A 20,170-nucleotide genomic window follows, 5' to 3' on the forward strand; every position below is an offset into this window, starting at 1 on the left:
GACTTGATTAAGGAAAGGAGCTTCATGTTGGTTAGCTCAAAAACTACCAAACGCCGTCCGGCTAAAAAGAATTTGGTAATTGTCGAATCTCCGGCCAAGGCTAAAACAATTGAAAAGTATTTAGGACGTAATTACAAAGTTTTAGCCAGCAAAGGCCATGTTCGTGATTTACCTAAAAGTCGCATGGGTGTTGATATTGAACACGATTATGAACCCACTTATATCTCTATTCGAGGTAAAGGGGATACTATTAAAGAATTAAAAAAAGAAGCCAAAAAAGCTAAAAAAGTTTATTTAGCAGCCGATCCCGATCGCGAAGGTGAAGCGATTGCTTGGCATGTGGCCCATTTATTAAATTTAGATTTAGCAGATGATAACCGAGTAGTATTTAATGAAATTACGAAAGATGCGGTTAAAGATGCTTTTAAGCATCCGCGAAATGTTAATATGGATTTGGTTGATGCGCAGCAAGCCCGACGCATTTTAGACCGGTTAGTGGGCTATTCGATTAGTCCGATTTTATGGCAAAAAATTAAGAAGGGGCTCAGCGCGGGCCGTGTACAATCAGTAGCTTTAAAACTGGTGATTGATCGTGAAAAGTCAATTCGTAATTTCCAACCAGTAGAATATTGGACGATTCCTAGTCGTTTTCAGGCTGGTAGATTAAAGAAAAATCAATTTAATGCCAATTTTTATGGCGTGCATCATAAGAAGAATGAACTGCACTCGCAAGCAGAAGTTCAAACTGTTTTAGGACAATTAGATCGCAAACAACCGTTTGATGTGACAAAGGTGTTAAAAAAGGAACGTAAACGTTATCCAGCACCACCATTTACGACGAGTTCTTTACAACAAGAAGCTAACCGTAAGTTGAATTTTAAAACGCGGAAAACAATGATGTTAGCACAACAACTATATGAAGGAATTAATCTGGGGTCGCGACAAGGCAATGTTGGTTTAATTACTTATATGCGAACGGATTCAACGCGAATTGCAAGTGTTGCTAAGCACGAAGCATCTCAGTTTTTGCAAAAGGAATACGGCGAAGAGTATGCGGCCACTAAGGTTCATGCCACGAAAAATCCCGAAGGCGCTCAAGATGCCCATGAGGCTATTCGCCCTACTGCGGTGCAAAGAACGCCGCAATCTTTAGCTAAAATCTTAACGCGTGATCAATTACGACTATACACTTTAATCTGGAATCGTTTTATGGCGAGTGAGATGACGCCCGCTGTGTTAGATACGATGACAGTGACCGTTGAGCAAAATGATGTTCAGTTTCGGGCAAATGGTTCTAAAATTAAATTTGACGGTTTTTTGAAGCTTTATAAAGATGATCAAAAGACAAAAGATAATTTATTGCCAGATTTAGTAGAAGGGCAACAAGTTAAATTAATTGAAACCAATCCAGAACAGCATTTTACGCAACCCCCAGCACGTTTTAGTGAAGCTTCGTTAGTTAAAACTTTGGAGGAAAACGGTGTTGGTCGTCCCTCGACTTATGCACCAACTATTGATACGATTCAAAGACGCTATTATGTCAAATTAAATGGTCGTAGTTTTGAACCGACGGAATTAGGAGAAATTGTTGATGATTTAATTGAACAATATTTTCCAGACATTGTTAATGTCGACTTTACGGCTAATTTGGAAACTGAATTGGATGGCATTGAAGCGGGCAAAGAAAATTGGCGCCAAGTAGTTGATGAGTATTATCAACCTTTCTCTAAGGAATTAACAGCTGCCGATGAACAAATTGAAAAGCTACAAATTAAAGATGAACCGGCTGGGATGAATTGTGACATTTGTGGTGCACCGATGGTTATTAAATTAGGGCGTTACGGCAAATTTATTGCATGTAGTCGTTTTCCAGATTGTCGTAATACTAAAGCCATTATTAAAGAAATTGGTGTGACTTGTCCTAAATGTCAGGAAGGTCAAGTAGTGGAACGGAAATCGAAGAAAAATCGCTTATTTTACGGTTGTTCGCGCTATCCGGACTGTGATTTTGTGGACTGGAATAAACCTGTTGGTCGTAACTGTCCTAAAGACGACCATTATCTAGTTGAAAAGAAGGTCAAGGGTGGTCGCCAAGTAATCTGTCCTAATGGCGATTATCAAGAAGAAGTTCAAAAGTAGCACTTGTCTACAAATTGCTGAAAGTTTCTTCGGATAGATTAGAACGATCATTGACTAAAAGTGTTACCATAGAATTGTAGTGGTTTTTAAGCTTAAAATTCGAAAACTAAAATTTTGAGACTACTGAGATATATGGTCTGGAAGCAAGATCAACCGCTACTAAGTTGGCAAATCAGCTTAGCAAGTTGAATTTATTTTCAAAAGTTTAGAACCAATACAATTCACAAAATCTAAATTATTAAGAATAATGAAATATAATTGAGGTAAATTATGACAACAATTTGTGCAGTCAGACATCACAACCAAATTGCAATTGCTGGAGATGGTCAAGTTACTGCTGGCGAAAAAACCGTTATGAAAGCTTCCGCACATAAAGTGCGGCGAATCTTTAATGATCAAGTAATTATTGGTTTTGCCGGCGGTGTGGCTGACGCTTTTACTCTAGAAGATTGGTTTGAAAAGAAGTTACAAAGCTATGCCGGAAATTTAAAGCGTTCCGCAGTGGAATTAGCTCAAGATTGGCGTAAAGATCCGACTTTACAAAAGTTAGAGGCAATGATGATTGCTTTTAATCAAGAGGATTTATTACTAATTTCGGGTAATGGTGAAGTGATTGAACCTGATGAGGATGTAATTGCTATTGGCTCAGGTGGTAATTTTGCCCAAGCTGCCGCTATTGCTATGATTCGCCACAGTCCAGATATGACCGCTCAAGAAATTGCTCATGAAGCTATTAATATTGCCTCGGATATTGATATTTTCACTAATAAGAGTATTTTAACGGATCAAATTTAGGAGAGAACAATGCCAGAACAAATGACACCCAAACAGATTGTTAAAGCTTTAGACAAATATATTGTTGGTCAAGATCAAGCTAAAAAATCCGTCGCCATTGCTTTATATAATCGTTATCGGCGGATGCAATTATCGCAAAGTATGCAAAAAGATATTACACCCAAGAATCTCTTAATGATTGGACCAACGGGAGTTGGTAAAACTGAAATTGCCCGTCGCTTGGCGGATGTGGTGCAAGCACCTTTTGTCAAAGTAGAGGCTACTAAGTTTACCGAAGTGGGCTATGTTGGTCGCGATGTTGAGTCGATGATTCGTGATTTGGTCGATGTTGCGGTCAAAATGGAAGAAAAACAAAAATATCGTGAGGTTCGTTCACAAGCTAGTCGACAAGCTGATAAGATTTTAGTTAAATTATTAGTGCCAGGTAAAAAAACACAGGCAGCTCAACCCAATATGAATAATTTACAAGATCTCATGTCGGCGTTTAATGCGATGACACGTGGAGAGACACCACAAGCCGCTAATAGTAATGAGGAAATCACGGATGAAGTTCGAGATCAACGTTTAAGCGTGAAAGAACAATTAGATCGTGGTTTACTTGAAGATCAAGAAGTAACGATTGAAGTATCGGAAAGTAAAAAAATCAATCCGATGAATGATATGATGGGACAAATGGGGATTGATTTAAACGGCGCAATGGACTCGTTAATTCCTAAGAAAACCATTAAGCGAACCTTACCAGTTAGTCAAGCACGGGAGATTTTGATTGAACAAGAATCAGCTAAGCTGGTAGATTCCGATGTGATTTATCAAGCTGCCATTCAGCGTGCTGAAAATGACGGAATCGTCTTTATTGATGAAATTGATAAAATTACGGCTGGTAATAAGAAAACATCAGGTGAAGTTTCCCGTGAGGGTGTTCAACGTGATATTTTGCCAATTGTTGAAGGTTCTAGTGTCAATACTAAATATGGTAGCGTTCAAACGGATCACATTTTGTTTATTGGCTCTGGGGCTTTTGCTGAAAGTAAACCGAGTGATTTAATTGCTGAATTACAAGGACGTTTTCCAATTCGCGTCGAATTAGATGATTTGACGGAAGCAGATTTTGTTCGAATTTTGACAGCTCCAGATAATGCTTTGGTTAAACAGTATATTGCTTTGGTAGGTAGTGATGGCATTAAGTTAACCTTTACGCAAGAAGCGATTGAAACCATTGCGCGGTTAGCTTATCAGGTTAATCATGAAAATCAAAACATTGGAGCTCGTCGTTTAGCAACTATTTTGGAAAATGTCTTGGCTGATATTATGTATGAGGCACCCGATATGCAGATGGGTGAAATCATGATTACGCAGGAATATGTAGAAGATAAAGTTGGCAAGATTGCTAATAATAGTGATTTAACTAAGTATATCTTATAGGAGGACTAATGGCTGTTGTCACGTTACAAAACACAAAGTTAACTGTTCAAGTTGATAGTTTGGGAGCCCAAGTGGTCAGCGTCCAGGATCCAACGCAGACGCAACGGATGTGGAATGGTGATCCAACAATTTGGGGACGACATGCGCCGATCTTGTTCCCTATTGTTGGCCGACTAAAAAATGATACTTATCGTTATCAGGGTCAAACTTATTCAATGAAACAACACGGTTTTGCTCGTGACCAAGAATTTACCGTAATGACGCAAGAACCGACTTTATTGGAGTTAGGATTAACTAAAAAAGTTGGTCAAGAAGAGTCCAATTACCCCTTTAGTTTTTCGCTGTATGTGGGGTATCAACTAGTGGGTGATCAAATTCAAGTTTGTTATAGTTTGAAAAATTTGAGTTCGCACCCGATGTACTTTTCAATTGGTGGTCATCCGGGCTTTATGTTTAATTATCGGGCTCCGGGAGCCAAGTTGGTTTTGCAACATCCAGAGCGATTACGTAGAATTGATTTTACAGAAGACCATTTGCTTGATATTAATCATACCTGGGTGCCCAAGGCGATGATGCCACTTAATGAAGATAGTTTTGCTCACGACGCTTATGTTTATCATAATCGAGGGCGCAATGCTTTTGAGCTATGGGCTAATGATAATTGGCAAATTAGTTTGACAACTGATGCACCTTATATTGGGGTTTGGTCTGCTTTTCCTAAGACGGCTGATTTTGTTTGCCTGGAACCTTGGTGGGGCGTGGCAGATACTGTTAATAGTGATGGTCAATTAGAACATAAATTTGGCATTAATCTGTTACAACCACAACAAATCTTTAATGCGAGTTGGAGTATGCGGTTTTATTATTAAATAAGATAACTAGTTAAAGCACCTGGTAAAAAGATAGGTATTGACCGTTTTTTACCAAGTGCTTTTTATGATTAGAAAAGTGGTCTTTGGGTTGCATTTAAGTGCGAGATGCTCATAATAAAAAGAGATATTAATCATCAAAGAAAGGATTATTAATTCTGATGTATAAGCCTCAGAAAATTGCGCAGATCAAGGTCAGTGCAACTACGCAAAAAAAATTACGCTCTTGGCTTATTGAGGGCGCTAATCGGGCACAAATTGTTAGGCAAACTGATCTCAGCAAAAGTACGCTGTTACGTTATATTAAAAAAATCAAAGCTCAAGATGCAACCATTGAAGAACTATTTACTTTAAGTGAGATACAAATCTTGATTCAGATTGCTAATGAAGATTATGCAACTTATCAAGCAAAAAAACGTGAGGGACCAAAAAAGGCGCAAACAGTTGATTTGTCGCAACAAGAAAAATCATTAAATCATGCTTTACGTAAAGAAGGCTGGGGCTTATCTACGGAACAATTAGACTTTGCCAAAATCCTACGCTTGAGTTCTGGCGACTTGCAGGAGCAACAAGCTGCTCAGCAACAGTTGGCTACTTGGTCAAAGGCTAAACAACAACGTTATTTAGATTATCGACAATCAGTGACAAATTAAGTATGAGGTTAGAAAAGAGAAATGAGTGAATGGCAAGCAATTATCCCTTATCCACCCATGGCAACGCCGAGGCCACGTTTTAAACAAATTACTAGTAATGGTCAACATCATACAATTACTTATTATCCGAGTCGCTATTTTGATTATATGCAGACCGTGCAGCAATATCTGCAAGATCACGATTTGTATAATAAGGACTTTGAACAGGTGGTCAATGCTCCATATGGCATTTTGGTAGAAGTGATGTTTTACCTAGCTATTCCGAAAAATCAAAAGCAAGTACGGAGTTTAATGCGGAAGACGGCGCCGGATATTGATAATTTACAAAAAGCAATTTTTGATAGCATTTTTAAGGGGTTGAAGGTGCGAGATAGCCGAATCGTTGGCGTTAAGGCGTTAAAGTTAAATGAAAAGTTTTATCCGCGCACGGAAATTAAATTAATAGGAATTGAACAGGATGATTAATAATAACGATAAAATTTTGCATTTGTTGACAGGTTACCGCCAGTTAAAACCTTTATTTGTTCCCTTTTTAAAACAACTGCAACAGCGCCAAGAACAGCAATTACTAGAACAGCAATTAGTGCGGCAGGTTCAAAAAAACTTAAGACAATGTCAGACCAGGTTATCTAAACAATTGGCGTCAGCCGAGTTTAAAGTTATTGATTCTAAGATTAAGCGTTGGCAAAAGCGGGGGTTTAATCATTATCGTGATTATCAAAATCTGACTGTGGCAGCTCAAAAGCGCTTATTAAAACAAGTTATGCAGGAATCGTTTGTTCATTCTCAACCTAATTTAGTAGTATTAATTCAGCGCTTACAACAATTAGTTATTCCAAAATATCCTGATGGCACAGCAATCATTAAACAAATTCATCAGATTAGACAACGTAATTTTTATATTAAACGAGGCTACCAGGTTTTAGTATATGTCAAACCGGTTTACCAAGCGCTTACACGTTTGCGGCGAGTTTTGGTTAATCAAGCTCAGTATACAGGGTGTCAACATGCGTGGACTAATTATTCGCAGCAAATTACGGCTTTGAAGAATTATTATCAACAGCATTATGTTCAGGCTGGTGGTCATCCGCGCAATTATCATGGACATCGGGCCGGTGAACATCAGTAATTGTCCATTGTCACTAGTGTGATATATTGAGAATTAAGCAATATTAAATTATGGAGAGTGATTATTATGCGGGCTAATATTTTGCAGCATACACCTAATGAAGGGCCGGGCATGATTGCCGATTGGTTAGCGGAGCAGCACTATGAAGTCTATACTTATCATCCCTATCAATTTGGTCATTTGCCGTCAGCTGAGACGACGGATTTATTGATTATTTTAGGCGGTCCTATGAGTCCTAATGATCAATTACCTTGGATTTTACAAGAGCGGCAATTGATTGCGGATTTAATTACTAAGCGCGTTCCGATGTTAGGCATTTGTTTTGGTGCGCAGCAAATTGCTAAAGTATTAGGTGGTTCTGTCTTAACAGCACCTGCCAAAGAAGTGGGGTGGGGGAATGTTTGGCGTCAAAGTACCGCCATCACTAACTTACCCGCACAATTATCCGTATTACATTGGCATGAAGAGATGTTTACCTTACCACCGCAAGCGCAATTGTTATTTTCCAATCATCATTTAACGAATCAAGGCTTTTTATGGCAAGATTTTGTGGCGGGTTTTCAGTTTCATTTAGAGCCTACGACTAGTAATGTCCATGAAATAGTAGTTAATGATTATCCTTACTTAACAGACTCTGTGTTAAAACAGTCAGCAGCTGAGATTATGGCTCAGCCAATTCCCGCGGCTAATCGACAAGCGTTATATCGCATTTTAAATTATTTGACGCATTCACCGACAAGCTAGAATTCGTCTTGCTTATCAAATTATTAAGTTTTATACTAAAAAGCGATTAATAATTTTAAGTTACAGACAAATCCATCAGTACTTTCAGAAAAAACCGGTTCATTGACTAATTGTTGAACTAAATGTGCTTGTTGGATGAAAAATTATCTTAATGTTATTAATGAATTTTATTTGTGGGGAGATCTAACTTATGGAAATTGGACCAATATCAGAGTGGTTAGCTGCTATTTCTGAATTTTTAGCTGTCTGTGTGGCATTATTGTTGCCATATTATACTGATCGGAAAAATACCAAAAGAAAACGGCGCAATATTTGTTTGGGGATTAGACGTTTAGCTAATCAGGCACTGGCTCATGAAGAAGATGCTACCAAAAATTTAGAATTGTTTTTGACAATTTCTTTTATCAGTAATGATGATGCTACCACGGAAAAGGTTTTGATGTCAGGACAAGAAATTCTACAGGCCATTAAGAATTTACCAGCGGAACAAGACACTGATTATCAAACAAAATTAACGGATGTCAAACAATTAATTGCCAAAATACCTAGTAAGTAATAAACACTGAGAAGATCATAATGATGCTCAAGCAATCGCTAAAGATTGCTTGAGCATTTTTTAGTTAACTTCACAATAAATTGTCCATTCAATCTTCAATGGTCTACAATTAAATCAAAGATGACCAAAGGAGTGTCCTATGAAATTTATTTCTTGGAATATTGATAGTATTAATGCAGCTGTCACGCATCAATCCAAACGTGGCTTAATGACTTGGGAGGTGTTACAACATTTAGCAGCAATTCAACCAACTGTGTTGGCCATTCAAGAAACTAAATTGAAGCCGACGGGTTTGACGCCTAAACAAAAGCGAGCTTTGCAAGAATTATTTCCAGATTATCAAATTTATACGCGTTCGAGCACGGGGCGGGTAAGTTATGCGGGTACCATGATGCTGAGCAAAGAGCAACCCATAGCAGTTGATTATCCCCAAATTGGGGCTCCAGGGGAAATGGATCAAGAAGGACGAATTATTACCTTAGAGTTTGAACATAGTTTTGTTTCGACCGTTTATACGCCAAATTCAGGCAGTCAATTGGCTCGTTTAGCTGACCGTCAAAGTTGGGATGATGATTATCGTCAATATCTGCAACAATTGGCGCGCCAAAAGCCAGTCATTACTTCTGGTGATTACAATGTAGCCCATCAGGCAATTGATTTAAAAAATCCTCAAGCTAATCATCATCATGCGGGTTTTACTGATGAGGAGCGTGCTAAATTTGACGAATTACTAGCTGCGGGTTTTACTGATACTTTTCGCTATTTAAATCCCCAAGTGCATGATGTTTATACATGGTGGGCACAAATGTCCAAAACTTCGAAGATTAATAATTCCGGCTGGCGCATTGATTATTATTTGACCTCACAACAATTAGATGATCAATTGGCTGATTTTCAGGTGATTGATACCAAACAGCGGCAAGACCACGCCCCCATTGAATTGACTATGAAAACGGATTTTTGTCTGTAATCAGGTGCTGGGTCAGCAACTATTGGTTCAACTTTATCCAGATTCATTTATAGTCGGAGCTATTGCAAGGTTTAATTTTGTTTGGTCCAATGATTATAAATTTTAAAAATTGAGTTACAATGTATCTTATATGTAAAGGCAAGTTAGGTTCAATTTACTACCTAACGACAAAATAGAAGGGAATGATCATATGTGTACCAATATTAGTATTCAAGCAACTAACGGTGACGTTTTTTGGGGCCGAACGATGGATTTTACTTTTGATCCGTTTAAAGCGAGTGTTAATTCACAAATCACCGCTTATCCAAAAGGTAGCCAATTAACAGGGTTAACGGAAACTTGGGCTAGTAACTATGCTTTTATGGGTATTAGCATGAATAACTCATTATTCTTCTATGATGGCATGAATAGTGCAGGGGTAGTCGGTGATGCCCAATATTTAGAAGAGTGTAGTTGGGCGAGTGCTGCCAGTTTGCAACAACGAGGTCTTAAACCGTTAATTGGTGAAGAAATTGTGGCGTACGTGTTAAGTCACTTTGGTAGTGTGGCGGAAATTAAAACCGCTTTTCAAACCGTGGGCTTATTACAAAGTCAATATCCAGCTTGGGAACAGGCTCAAACTGGAATTACTGGTCCCGTGCCGATGCACTACACGTTCAGTGACCCCAGTGGCGCCAGTGTAATTTTGGAACCCGTGAAGAACGGGGCTTTTAAGATTTATGATGGGATTGGTGTGATGACCAATAGTCCGGAATATCCGTGGCATGTAGATAATTTACGAAATTATTTACAATTGACTAATCATAATTTAGGCCAAAACAAATTGTCAGATAAATTGCAAGTTAATCAAATTGAAAGTGGCTCAGGGTTATTAGGCTTGCCTGGTGATTATACGGCACCTTCTAGATTTGTTCGGGGCACTTACTTGGCCAACTTTTTAGATCCATTTACTTCGGAGCAAGGAATTACGCAGTTATACAATTTATTTAAAACCGTCATGATTCCCAAGGGGATTGAACACGTTCATGAAGGTAGTACGAACAGTGATTATACCGGTTATTGGATTGGTTATGATGTCAAACGGCAAACGTTATATTTACAACCTGAAGACACACCAACGTTAACGCAATTTACTTTACCAACTAATTTAACATACAAGATTAATTTACCAATTAATCATGAATTTAAAGCTGTACGCGCGAAATAGTGATAATTATTACAGATTGAGTGTTGATGAGGTATTCATTGACACTTTTTTTGTATACAAATTTATTTGTAAGTGATTAATATTCCGCGATAAAAATATTCGAATAATATTTGACAAATAGATTCTTCTGCATTATTGTTTACAATGTAAATTAAGATTACGAAGTAAACAAAAAGGAGAGAAAATGAATATTTTACAAGTAAGTCACATATCAAAGATTTATAAGAACAATAAAAAGGTTTTAACTGATTTAAGTTTTACAGTGAAAAAGGGAGAAATTTTAGGTTTTCTAGGTCCTAATGGTGCAGGAAAAAGTACAACTATTAATATTATTGCTACTTTACTGGAGGCAGATGAAGGTTCAATTGTTTATTTTGATAACAAAAATTTAAGTTCAAAAGAGATCAAAAAACGTTTAGGTATTGTTCCGCAAGAAATTGCTATTTATGAGGATTTATCAGCTTATGAGAATGTTAAATTTTTTGCATCGCTGTATGGTGTTAAAAGAAAATTGTTAGATAAAAAAGTATTAAGTGCCTTAACTAAGGTGGGACTACTGGAGCGAAAAGCTGATAAACCGAAAACCTTTTCTGGCGGAATGAAACGGCGGTTAAATATTGCTTGTGCAATTGCCCATGAACCCGAATTGCTTATTTTTGATGAACCAACAGTTGGTATTGATCCACAATCGCGGAATCATATTTTGACTGCCATTAAAGAGATGAGGGCTACCGGTGCAACAATTATTTATACTACGCACTATATGGAAGAAGTCCAACAACTTTGTGAACGCATTATGATCATGGATGGTGGCAATGTTTTACTCAATGATACTTTGCAGCATATTTTACACAATTATGCTGACACTGAAATGAATCCGCAAAGTTTGGAAAATATTTTTTTGCAATTAACGGGCAAAAAATTGCGAGACTAGAAAGGAATAAAAAATGTTAACAATAATGTTGCAGGATTTGAGAAGTTTACTTAATAACAAGCCCATTATGGTTTATCTGATTGTTTATCCACCGTTATTAATAATTTTAATGGGTTTTGTCTGTAATAGTATGTTTAGCGGTGATGTATTGTCAGCTTATGACTATTATGGTGTAACAATGATAATTTATTTATCGATGGCAACGGTCATTATTTTGCCAGAAATGTTATTTGGAAGTCAGGTCAAGTTGGCAAACCGGAGAATTATTTACACACCAATTGCTCGCTGTAAAGTTTATCTATCTAAGCTAATTGTTGCCACTGCTGTTTCTTATTTAATCTTGGCAGTTTATCTAGTTTTGTTCAATATCACAGGTTTGGTTAACTTCGGTGGTCGAGAAATTAAGTATTTATTGTTATTGGATTTGGCACTTGTTATTTTTTCAATTACCTTAGGAGGAGCATTTTGTGTACTGGTTAAAAAGGAAGATTTGGCAACAAAATTGTTAAATATTTTAATTAATGTTTTAGCAGTTATATCGGGGCTATTTTTTCCAATGACAATTTTTGGTAAAAAGATTGCTCAGATAGCTAATTGGTCACCAATTGCTCAAGTTACGAATAGTTTTTTTGGTTTAATTTATGATCATGATTTAAGACAGTTAGTTAGTACAATTGGAATTTTATTAATTTGTTCAAGTATCTTCTTATTAATCATTCATTGTTTGTATAGACCAGAAAATTTTGAGGAGTAATAGAATGCTAATTTTTAAAAATAATTTTTTACGTTTTTTGCATGAAAAAAGCTATGGCGTGCTAACGATTCTTGTGTTATTAGTCATGACAGTAGCTTCAACTTATTTTGTGAAGATGAAAGCTCCAACTGCTGAAATAGGTGTTGGTCCCAGCGCAATTGAAGTACTGTCATCTAATCCAAGTACTGACAAGATTCATTTTAGTAAGGTAACTAAGAATAAAGATTATTATCGAAATTTACTTTTAGGTAAATATGATGCTTATATCACTAAAAATCAAAACGGTGATTATCATGTGACAACAATTCGTAATACTACATTAAAAGCTAAGCTTAATGCTTTTTTAAACCGGAATGCAGTTCGAAAACAAGCCAAACATACCACACATAATTTCAAGATTTTATGTAATATTTTGGGTCTAAGCACGATGATGTTAGCGATAGTTTTAACTAAATTTTATTTTGATGATCGCGATCAAATGGATAAACGCATTTTTTTAAGTGGGACAACCATTTTTTCATATATCATACAAAATTGGCTTTTTATTTTTTTAGTCTTATTTGCGGTAAGTACAGTATGTCTAGCCATTGTCTTACCTATATTTAAAATTAAATTATCAGTAACACTATTTGTAATCAATGGTTTAATTAATCTTTTTGCTGCTTCATTTGGCCTGATGTTAGCTACTTTAGTTACTAATAATGAGGGAGCACTTAGCGTAGGAACAATGATTACGTCGATAACATTACTATTATCAGGTGCTGTTTTTACTATTAAAAAATATTCTATCCAATCAGTAATACAAGATTTTTTTCCTCAGCATTATATTGCTGATTTAGGTAAATATTTAGATGGCAGTAAACATTTGGTGGCTGCAGCAGCATGTCTCTTAGCTTATAGCGTTTTGTTTATGGTAATTGCTTTTAGCATGCAAAAAAGGAGGATGGAAGAATAATGACAGGTGCAAAACGAATTATTAGTTTCATTGGCTTAACGATTGCCATGTTTATGGGAACGCTGGATAGTACGATTATCAATATTGCTTTACCTAAGATCATGAACCAATTTAAGGCCAGTTTAAACAATACTAGCTGGGTGACAACCATTTATACCTTAGCTTTAGCTGTATTTATGATAACCGGTTCAAAATTAGCCGATCGCTATGGCCGCAAAAAGGTCATGTTGATTGGACTATTACTATTTGGTAGCTTTTCAGCTGCTTGTATGTTTGCCCCTTCATTACTGACCTTGATTGTTTTCCGTTTTTTCCAAGGAATTGGTGGTGCAATTATTACTCCGATCGTTTTACCGATGGGTATTGAAATATTTGGTAAAGAAAATACTTCAAAAATTTCTAGTGTAGTTGGCGCTATTACTGCCCTAGCCGCTGCTGCAGGACCGGCAATTGGGGGGATTATTTTACAATACAGTTCTTGGCGTTGGGTATTTGGTATTAATGTTCCATTGGCAATTTTGGCTTTTATTATTATTATTTTATTTATTGGTGAATCTTATGATGAAACCTTAGTTGGTGGTGTTGATTGGCTAGGAATGCTGGCCTTGTCCATTTCTTTAGGCGGTATCGTCTTTGGAATGTTGGAAGGCCGCCAATATGGTTGGACTTCACCAGTCATTATTACTTGTATCGCAGTAGGTATTTTGGCTTTGTTTGTCTTTTATTTCATCGAAAAGAAAGTTGCTTCGCCTTTGTTGGAATTGAATTTACTAAAAGAAAAGACTTTAACAGCTTCTAGTTTAGTTTACTTTGTTACTGGTTTTTCATTGGTTTGCCCAATGTTAATCATTAACTACTTCTTGCAAGACGTTTTGAACTACACACCTTTACATGCTGCAATCATTATTATTCCTGTTTCTTTAACGGTGGTTGTTGCGATGCCTTTAGGTACCAAGATCTTGGATGCAATGGGAGCTAAAATTATCACATTTATGGGTTTAATTCTCATAGCTTGTAGCTTAGGGCTGTTATCGTTAGTAAAAACCAATACACCAACCGCTATTATTATCGTATTCTTGATTGTGAATGGTTTTGGTTTCGGTTTTTCTTCAGTTTCGTTAGTTGCCTCGGTGAAATACTTGCCAAAAGAAAAAACTGGTGTAGGTTCAGGAATTGTAAATGCTATGCGCCAAATTGGTACTTGTTTAGGGGTCGCTTTGTTAGTGACGGTTTTGAATAATAATGTCATGAATTCAAAAAATGATATTAAAGATAATTCGATACAAATTATTCAAGCTCATCGTTTGTCACCACAAGTTAAGGAGGTGGCTAAAAACGAAATTAGAAATGTTTTTAAAACTAATTCTAGTGGCAAAAATATAAAAACCAGCACTACAGGACTTCAAAAGAAAGTCGCTAAAGCAGCAAAAAAGACAAGCAATTTGCCGATACCAAAGCAGAATAGTTCACTGGGACAATTATATCGAGCTCAAAAACAAATGATTAAGGGGACTAAGCGGTTAAACGTTAGTTTGACGCAAGTTAATACTTTGGCAACTAAAACCAATAATCCGGATGCTGGAGTTATTCAACCATTAGCCAGTGGTGTTAATTCCTTAGCTGATGCACAGAAGAAATTGTTAACAGGTACGCAATTATTAGCCCAAAAACAAGAATTGAAGTTAGTGATGAAAGATATCAAACGTCAAAAGAATCGCCAATTGACTAAAGCCTTTAGTAAAACTTATTTATTAGGTGCTATTATCGTATTACTTTGTTCACCAATTACTTGGTGGACAGACCGAAATAAGGGATAAGATTTCTTTGCTAAGAATAATTATTTGCGGTATATTTGCTTTAATTTAGTTTGTAAGAAAGGAACTAATTAAAGTGGTTACAAGACCAACTAAAGAGACTTTAAGTGACTTATATATTTTGCAAGTAGCTCTAGAATTGATTGATCGAGAAAGTTTGGAAAAGTTTACAATGCGTAAGTTAGGTACTGAATTAGGAGTATCTGCTATGGCAGTTTATCGCTATTTCCCTAATCAAAAGGTTTTGTTTGATAATCTAGTTGAGAAAATTTGGCAAGATGTCTTGAAAGTTAAATTGGATAAAAAGCTAACCTGGCAAAATCAGCTGACTGATTTAATGTTGCATTTACGTAAAGTATTAACGCAACATCCTAATATTTTACCGTTGATTTCAACTAGGCCAATTGTAACCGATAAAGAATTTGCCTTAGTTGTTCCAATTTTGACTAATTTTGTCAAAGCGGGCTTACAAATTAATTCAACGACGGTTTTTTTGATTAATTCATTGACTTTTTACACAGTAGGCTTTGTTTGGGATGAATGCATTGGTCAAGAAAATACTAATCTTGATGTGGCTGCATTAGAAAAGTTTCAAACCAAATCAGTTGCCTTCAAGAAATTTATGCAACCTCTGCAGGAAAATGAACATCGATTGACAGCAGATGATCAATTTTTGATGGGGATTCAGGCTATTTTAAAAGGTTGGAAATAAAGCTTGTTTAGTTATTTAAGGTTAACGATAATGTTTAAGCTTTATCAATTAATAACTGTAATGACTATTAATCTTTTTTAATTTTTTAGTTGACATTTAATTAAAATAATTATATGATTCTACCAATGAATATAAAAACAAGTTGATCGGGGGAAGTAATTAGTTCTAACGCGTACAGAAACTTCCAGTAGTTGAGAAGGAAGCCCGTTAGCTAATGAAAATGACCCGTGATTGGTGCACTGAGTTCTTTTGGAATAAGGTGGCAATGGTTGGTACTCTTTATTGTACACGCATATAGATGTTTTGTATGTTGTTGAGTTGAGTATCTTTGCATACCCAAAATAGAATGGTACCGTGGCGAAAGTCGCTTCTAATAAATCTTCGTAAGGAGATTTGAGAAGCGACTTTTTTTATTTGTTTTTATAATTCAAATTAAAATTAATGGGGTGTTGATGATGAAAAAATGGCAAAAAATTATTAAGTATTTATTAGTGAGCGGTGTGGCAGCGTTATTCTTCTTGGTAGCTGGTTGTGGCCAACAAAGCAAGGAACAAACTGTCAAAGTTGGAATTAATAACGCCGATACACCAATTTGGAAGATTGTTCAGAAAAAAGTAAAAAAGGATAATATTAATTTAAAAATTGTGGAATTTTCGGATTATAATCAGCCCAATACGGCCTTATTACAAAATGAATTAAATATTAATGCATTTCAACATCAATATTTTTTAAAGAATTGGAATAAAGCGCATCATAGTGATTTAGTAGCAATTGGTAAAACGATGATTCAGCCAATGGCTATTTACTCAAATAAGTTAACCAAATTGAGTCAATTAAGTGACGGTGCCAAAGTCGCTATTCCCAATGATAGTTCTAATGAAGCTCGGGCTTTGCAATTACTAGAGGCTGCTGGATTGATTAAATTAAAAACGACCGGTTCACAGTTGCCATCGACCAAAAATGTAGTAAGCAATGCGCATCATTTGAAGTTTCAAATTTTAGATGCTGCTCAGACGGCGCATTCATTAAGTGATGTTGATATTGCGGTAGTCAATGGTAATGTGGCTAGTGCCGCCAAATTGAGTCAAAAGAAATTGATTTATCGGGAAAAAGTTTCGAAACAGTCACGGCCATGGATTAACGTGATTGTTGCTAATAAGAAAGATCGGCATAATGCTACGTATCAAAAAATTGTGAAAGCTTATCAAAGTGAAGCAGTCTTAAAAGAAGTTCATAAGGTTTATGGTCCGAATGCTGTTGCTGCTTGGAAAGTTAAATTTTAAAATCATCAGATGAGAAAGGACGATTTTTATGGTGCAATTACAAGACCAATTGATTCAAGATTCATTGCAACAGTTAGCTGATTATATAGCGTTACCGTCAGTTTCTGCGAAAAAACAGGCTCAAGTGCAAACAGCCAATTTTTTAAAAAACTTATTTGAAGAACAATTATCGGCTCAAGTGCAAGTGTTGACTGATTATCCAGCACCATTAGTTTTTGCCCAGATTACGCCTCAAAAACCGAGTTCTACGACTATCTTAATTTACAATCACTACGATGTTCAACCGGAGGAACCGCTAGAATTATGGCAATCTGATCCTTTTGAATTAAAAATTACTGATCAACAACTATTTGGCCGTGGTGTAGCCGATTGTAAAGGTGATTTGATCAGCCGCATTACTGCATTAAAGTTGTATCGCCAAGAAAATGGTGATTGGCCGTGCAATGTTAAGTTTTTAGTGGAAGGTGAAGAGGAAGTTGCCAGTGAACATTTAGCTGCTTATTTAGACAAGTATCATGATTTATTAGCGGCGGATCTGGTTTTATGGGAATCCGGTAGTAAGAATGATCATGAGCAGTTTAGTATTGAGGGTGGTAACAAAGGAGTTTTGTGTTTTGAATTAACGGCTAACTCCGCGGCTAGTGATTTACATTCATCATTAGCTGCTGTGGCTGATAGTGCCACGTGGCGCTTGGTGGCTGCTTTAAATGCTTTACGGGCAGCTGATGGGACAATCAAAGTGCCAGGCTTTTATGATGATGTTGTGGCTCCCAGTGCAGTGGAACAAGAATTAGTGGCTCAAGCACCAACTCCTGATCTTGCTCAGAAATGGGATTTAAAATTACCCTTGTTAAAAAATCCGAGCGTTAATTATAATTTAACTTTTGCACCGACCATTAATATTGAAGGTTTCAAAAGTGGGTGGCAAGGCCAAGGTGTTAAAACGGTAACGCCCTGCACGGCCCAAGCTAAGTTAGAATTTCGCTTGGTGCCGAACCAAGATCCTCAACGAATCTTTCAGCAATTGAGCGCTTATCTGAAAGAACAAGGCTTTGCAGATATTGCAGTCACTTATCTTTTGGGAGAACGCGGTTATCGTTGGGATTTACAAAATCCATTAGTGGAACAGTTGCTTGCCACCGCCAAAGCGGTTTATGGTGAAAATCAAGTGGTGGCCTTACCTTCTAGTGCCGGTACTGGGCCCATGTATCTAATTAATCATTACACGAAGGCGCCGATTATTGATTGTGGAGTCGGTTATAGTCATTCGGGACCTCATGCTCCTAATGAGAATATTCGGATTGCCGATTATTTACAGTTTATTGAATTTTTTAATCAATTTTTAGACAAGTTGTAGGACAATTATGGACGAGCAAACCCCAATTATTAAATTAAAAGATATTTCTGTGACATTTCAGAACAAAGAACAAACCATTCAAGCTGTGAAACACGTTTCTTTAGAAGTTGAACGTGGTGATGTGTTTGGCATTATGGGCTACTCCGGTGCAGGTAAAAGTACGTTAGTCCGTGTGATTAATTTATTGCAGCGACCGACTGGCGGTGAAGTTTTTGTGAATGGACATGATCTTTTGAGTTATAAACCGAAAGCTTTACGCCTAGCACGTCAAAAAATTGGCATGATTTTTCAACATTTTAACTTGATGGCTTCCAGAACGGTGTTTGGCAATGTGGAGTTTCCATTACTGAACACTAAGGCGACCAAACAAGAACGACAAGCTAAAGTGAATCAGTTGTTAGAATTAGTTGGATTAGCAGACAAAGCGAGCGCTTATCCCGCGCAATTGTCTGGTGGTCAAAAGCAGCGAGTAGCGATTGCCCGCGCCTTAGCGAACGATCCCCAAATTTTAATTTCGGATGAAGCAACGAGTGCTTTAGATCCAGAAACTACGACTGAAATTTTAAATTTATTAAAATCGTTAAATCAAAAACTCAAGATTACGATTGTGGTGATTACGCACGAAATGGAAGCTATCAAACAAATTTGTAATCATGTCGCTGTCATGGATCAAGGAGAATTGATTGAGCAGGGAAGCGTGTTACAGATTTTTGGGCGGCCACAACAGCCTTTAACACAAAAGTTTGTCGATTCAGCAACGCAATTAGGCCCCGTACTCCAGGAAATTCAAAGTCAACGGCTACTTAAAGCTTCAACCAATTCCTTGATTGAATTAGATTATTTTGGTGAAGTAACGAATGATCCGATTGTCGTTGAGCTTTATAAGCGCTTTGGTGTGGAAGCTAATATCTTGTTTAGCAATATTGAACAATTGCAGGGAACCGCTGTGGGAATTATGCTCTTAGAGTTGAATGGTTCAGCAGCCGATATTGCTGCCGCTTTAGCGTATTTAAAACAATTGCAGGTCACGGTTAAAACCATTACCTTGCCCAAGGAGGAGGAACAATAATGCATGCATTTTTACAAACCTGGTTACCCAATGTGGTCGCTAACTGGTCAGGCGATAATGGCTTTGTTGTTGCAATCTATCAAACTTTATATATGACTTTTATTAGTGCCGTGTTTTCCGGCGTCTTTGGTTTAATATTAGGCTTAACGTTAGTTGTGACTGCTGACAACGGAATTTTACCGCATAAGAAATTTTATTACTGTTTAGATAAGTTGGTTAATTTGTTTCGTTCGATTCCTTTTGTAGTTCTACTAGCAGTGATTGGACCATTCACAAAATTAATCGTCGGGCAAACCATTGGCCCAACAGGTGCTTTAGTGCCCTTAATTGTCGGTACGTCGCCTTTTTTTGCTCGTCAAGTTCAATTAGCGTTGGTTGATGTTGATCCGGGAGTTATTGAAGCGGCACAAGCGATGGGCAGTTCACCTTGGGAAATTATTTACCGGGTTTATTTAAAAGAAGGTTTACCCGAGTTGATTCGTTCGGCCACCTTAACCATGATTAGTTTAATTGGCTTAACAGCGATGGCGGGTGCTATTGGCGGTGGTGGTTTAGGTAATATGGCCATTGCTGTTGGCTATCAACGTTTTCAAAATGATGTGACGTTAGTTTCTTTAGTTTTGATTTTAATTTTAGTATTTATCGTCCAAGCGATTGGTGATTACTTTACCCGAAAACTCCAACATTAATGTTGAGGATCCCCAGTAATTTTATATTTTTAATAATAATTAGTGTAATTAAAAAAGAAGGACTTAAGGTTGAATTAACTTTAAGTTCTTCTTTTAGAGTGTAGCCAAAATCTAAAATA

General features: G+C 36.9%; 19 protein-coding genes and 1 pseudogene. All 20 read left to right on the top strand.

The window, feature by feature from the left end:
- The first annotated feature begins 24 nt into the window (after window positions 1-24).
- The gene (gene topA, locus AC3B6B_RS06760; RefSeq protein ID WP_489757930.1) at window positions 25-2,139 is read left to right on the top strand and encodes a type I DNA topoisomerase; all 2,115 of its coding nucleotides are present in this window, start codon (window positions 25-27) and stop codon (window positions 2,137-2,139) included.
- Window positions 2,140-2,409: 270 nt separating this feature from the next.
- Window positions 2,410-2,934, top strand: coding sequence for an ATP-dependent protease subunit HslV (hslV, locus tag AC3B6B_RS06765; protein ID WP_489757931.1), 525 nt, complete (start codon window positions 2,410-2,412; stop codon window positions 2,932-2,934).
- Between the two features lie 9 nt (window positions 2,935-2,943).
- Window positions 2,944-4,356 carry an ATP-dependent protease ATPase subunit HslU gene (hslU, locus tag AC3B6B_RS06770; RefSeq protein ID WP_489757932.1) on the top strand — a complete coding sequence of 471 codons (1,413 nt, stop codon included), beginning with the start codon at window positions 2,944-2,946 and terminating at the stop codon, window positions 4,354-4,356.
- 8 nt (window positions 4,357-4,364) lie between these two features.
- The gene (locus tag AC3B6B_RS06775; RefSeq protein WP_489757933.1) at window positions 4,365-5,225 is read left to right on the top strand and encodes an aldose 1-epimerase family protein; all 861 of its coding nucleotides are present in this window, start codon (window positions 4,365-4,367) and stop codon (window positions 5,223-5,225) included.
- Window positions 5,226-5,386: 161 nt separating this feature from the next.
- Window positions 5,387-5,878 carry a hypothetical protein gene (locus AC3B6B_RS06780; protein WP_489757934.1) on the top strand — a complete coding sequence of 164 codons (492 nt, stop codon included), beginning with the start codon at window positions 5,387-5,389 and terminating at the stop codon, window positions 5,876-5,878.
- Between the two features lie 21 nt (window positions 5,879-5,899).
- On the top strand, window positions 5,900-6,343 hold the full coding sequence (locus AC3B6B_RS06785) for a RusA family crossover junction endodeoxyribonuclease (protein WP_489757935.1): 444 nt from the start codon (window positions 5,900-5,902) through the stop codon (window positions 6,341-6,343).
- Window positions 6,336-7,007 (top strand): hypothetical protein, encoded by a 672-nt coding sequence (locus tag AC3B6B_RS06790; protein ID WP_489757936.1) that lies wholly within the window; start codon window positions 6,336-6,338, stop codon window positions 7,005-7,007. Before AC3B6B_RS06785 ends, AC3B6B_RS06790 begins: the two co-directional genes overlap by 8 nt.
- 66 nt (window positions 7,008-7,073) lie before the next feature.
- Window positions 7,074-7,751 carry a type 1 glutamine amidotransferase gene (locus tag AC3B6B_RS06795; RefSeq protein WP_489757937.1) on the top strand — a complete coding sequence of 226 codons (678 nt, stop codon included), beginning with the start codon at window positions 7,074-7,076 and terminating at the stop codon, window positions 7,749-7,751.
- 190 nt (window positions 7,752-7,941) lie between these two features.
- Window positions 7,942-8,307, top strand: a complete 366-nt coding sequence (locus AC3B6B_RS06800; RefSeq protein ID WP_489757938.1) for a hypothetical protein — start codon at window positions 7,942-7,944, stop codon at window positions 8,305-8,307.
- Window positions 8,308-8,446: 139 nt separating this feature from the next.
- Window positions 8,447-9,277, top strand: coding sequence for an exodeoxyribonuclease III (locus AC3B6B_RS06805; protein WP_489757939.1), 831 nt, complete (start codon window positions 8,447-8,449; stop codon window positions 9,275-9,277).
- A gap of 190 nt (window positions 9,278-9,467) precedes the next feature.
- Window positions 9,468-10,484, top strand: coding sequence for a choloylglycine hydrolase family protein (locus AC3B6B_RS06810; RefSeq protein ID WP_489757940.1), 1,017 nt, complete (start codon window positions 9,468-9,470; stop codon window positions 10,482-10,484).
- 184 nt (window positions 10,485-10,668) lie between these two features.
- Window positions 10,669-11,343 (top strand): annotated as a pseudogene (locus tag AC3B6B_RS06815) (ABC transporter ATP-binding protein); the annotation flags it as partial.
- Between the two features lie 88 nt (window positions 11,344-11,431).
- On the top strand, window positions 11,432-12,172 hold the full coding sequence (locus tag AC3B6B_RS06820; RefSeq protein WP_489757941.1) for an ABC transporter permease: 741 nt from the start codon (window positions 11,432-11,434) through the stop codon (window positions 12,170-12,172).
- A gap of 4 nt (window positions 12,173-12,176) precedes the next feature.
- Entirely contained in the window at window positions 12,177-13,127 is a 951-nt protein-coding gene (locus AC3B6B_RS06825; RefSeq protein ID WP_489757942.1) for an ABC transporter permease, read from the top strand.
- Complete coding sequence (locus AC3B6B_RS06830; protein WP_489757943.1) at window positions 13,127-14,944, top strand: MFS transporter; 1,818 nt, start codon at window positions 13,127-13,129, stop codon at window positions 14,942-14,944. The genes AC3B6B_RS06825 and AC3B6B_RS06830 overlap by 1 nt, the downstream gene beginning before the upstream one ends.
- 67 nt (window positions 14,945-15,011) lie before the next feature.
- Window positions 15,012-15,653, top strand: coding sequence for a TetR/AcrR family transcriptional regulator (locus AC3B6B_RS06835; protein ID WP_489758054.1), 642 nt, complete (start codon window positions 15,012-15,014; stop codon window positions 15,651-15,653).
- A gap of 455 nt (window positions 15,654-16,108) precedes the next feature.
- Window positions 16,109-16,936, top strand: a complete 828-nt coding sequence (locus AC3B6B_RS06840) for a MetQ/NlpA family ABC transporter substrate-binding protein (RefSeq protein ID WP_489757944.1) — start codon at window positions 16,109-16,111, stop codon at window positions 16,934-16,936.
- Between the two features lie 28 nt (window positions 16,937-16,964).
- Window positions 16,965-18,293: a M20/M25/M40 family metallo-hydrolase gene (locus AC3B6B_RS06845; RefSeq protein WP_489757945.1), complete on the top strand. Its 1,329-nt coding sequence runs from the start codon at window positions 16,965-16,967 to the stop codon at window positions 18,291-18,293.
- 7 nt (window positions 18,294-18,300) lie between these two features.
- Window positions 18,301-19,362: a methionine ABC transporter ATP-binding protein gene (locus AC3B6B_RS06850; RefSeq protein WP_489757946.1), complete on the top strand. Its 1,062-nt coding sequence runs from the start codon at window positions 18,301-18,303 to the stop codon at window positions 19,360-19,362.
- Complete coding sequence (locus AC3B6B_RS06855; protein WP_489757947.1) at window positions 19,362-20,051, top strand: methionine ABC transporter permease; 690 nt, start codon at window positions 19,362-19,364, stop codon at window positions 20,049-20,051. The genes AC3B6B_RS06850 and AC3B6B_RS06855 overlap by 1 nt, the downstream gene beginning before the upstream one ends.
- The last annotated feature ends 119 nt before the right edge of the window (window positions 20,052-20,170 follow it).

Source organism: Bombilactobacillus sp. ESL1197 (assembly GCF_058107145.1).

What these genes read in the sequence shown, in the direction of transcription:
- AC3B6B_RS06855 (WP_489757947.1), top strand. Translation starts at nt 19,362, where the DNA reads ATGCATGCATTTTTACAAACCTGGTTACCCAATGTGGTCGCTAACTGG.
- AC3B6B_RS06785 (WP_489757935.1), top strand. Translation starts at nt 5,900, where the DNA reads ATGAGTGAATGGCAAGCAATTATCCCTTATCCACCCATGGCAACGCCG.
- AC3B6B_RS06795 (WP_489757937.1), top strand. Translation starts at nt 7,074, where the DNA reads ATGCGGGCTAATATTTTGCAGCATACACCTAATGAAGGGCCGGGCATG.
- hslV (WP_489757931.1), top strand. Translation starts at nt 2,410, where the DNA reads ATGACAACAATTTGTGCAGTCAGACATCACAACCAAATTGCAATTGCT.
- AC3B6B_RS06830 (WP_489757943.1), top strand. Translation starts at nt 13,127, where the DNA reads ATGACAGGTGCAAAACGAATTATTAGTTTCATTGGCTTAACGATTGCC.
- AC3B6B_RS06805 (WP_489757939.1), top strand. Translation starts at nt 8,447, where the DNA reads ATGAAATTTATTTCTTGGAATATTGATAGTATTAATGCAGCTGTCACG.
- AC3B6B_RS06850 (WP_489757946.1), top strand. Translation starts at nt 18,301, where the DNA reads ATGGACGAGCAAACCCCAATTATTAAATTAAAAGATATTTCTGTGACA.
- AC3B6B_RS06845 (WP_489757945.1), top strand. Translation starts at nt 16,965, where the DNA reads ATGGTGCAATTACAAGACCAATTGATTCAAGATTCATTGCAACAGTTA.
- AC3B6B_RS06820 (WP_489757941.1), top strand. Translation starts at nt 11,432, where the DNA reads ATGTTAACAATAATGTTGCAGGATTTGAGAAGTTTACTTAATAACAAG.
- AC3B6B_RS06840 (WP_489757944.1), top strand. Translation starts at nt 16,109, where the DNA reads ATGAAAAAATGGCAAAAAATTATTAAGTATTTATTAGTGAGCGGTGTG.
- AC3B6B_RS06800 (WP_489757938.1), top strand. Translation starts at nt 7,942, where the DNA reads ATGGAAATTGGACCAATATCAGAGTGGTTAGCTGCTATTTCTGAATTT.
- AC3B6B_RS06810 (WP_489757940.1), top strand. Translation starts at nt 9,468, where the DNA reads ATGTGTACCAATATTAGTATTCAAGCAACTAACGGTGACGTTTTTTGG.
- AC3B6B_RS06790 (WP_489757936.1), top strand. Translation starts at nt 6,336, where the DNA reads ATGATTAATAATAACGATAAAATTTTGCATTTGTTGACAGGTTACCGC.
- topA (WP_489757930.1), top strand. Translation starts at nt 25, where the DNA reads ATGTTGGTTAGCTCAAAAACTACCAAACGCCGTCCGGCTAAAAAGAAT.
- AC3B6B_RS06780 (WP_489757934.1), top strand. Translation starts at nt 5,387, where the DNA reads ATGTATAAGCCTCAGAAAATTGCGCAGATCAAGGTCAGTGCAACTACG.
- hslU (WP_489757932.1), top strand. Translation starts at nt 2,944, where the DNA reads ATGCCAGAACAAATGACACCCAAACAGATTGTTAAAGCTTTAGACAAA.
- AC3B6B_RS06825 (WP_489757942.1), top strand. Translation starts at nt 12,177, where the DNA reads ATGCTAATTTTTAAAAATAATTTTTTACGTTTTTTGCATGAAAAAAGC.
- AC3B6B_RS06775 (WP_489757933.1), top strand. Translation starts at nt 4,365, where the DNA reads ATGGCTGTTGTCACGTTACAAAACACAAAGTTAACTGTTCAAGTTGAT.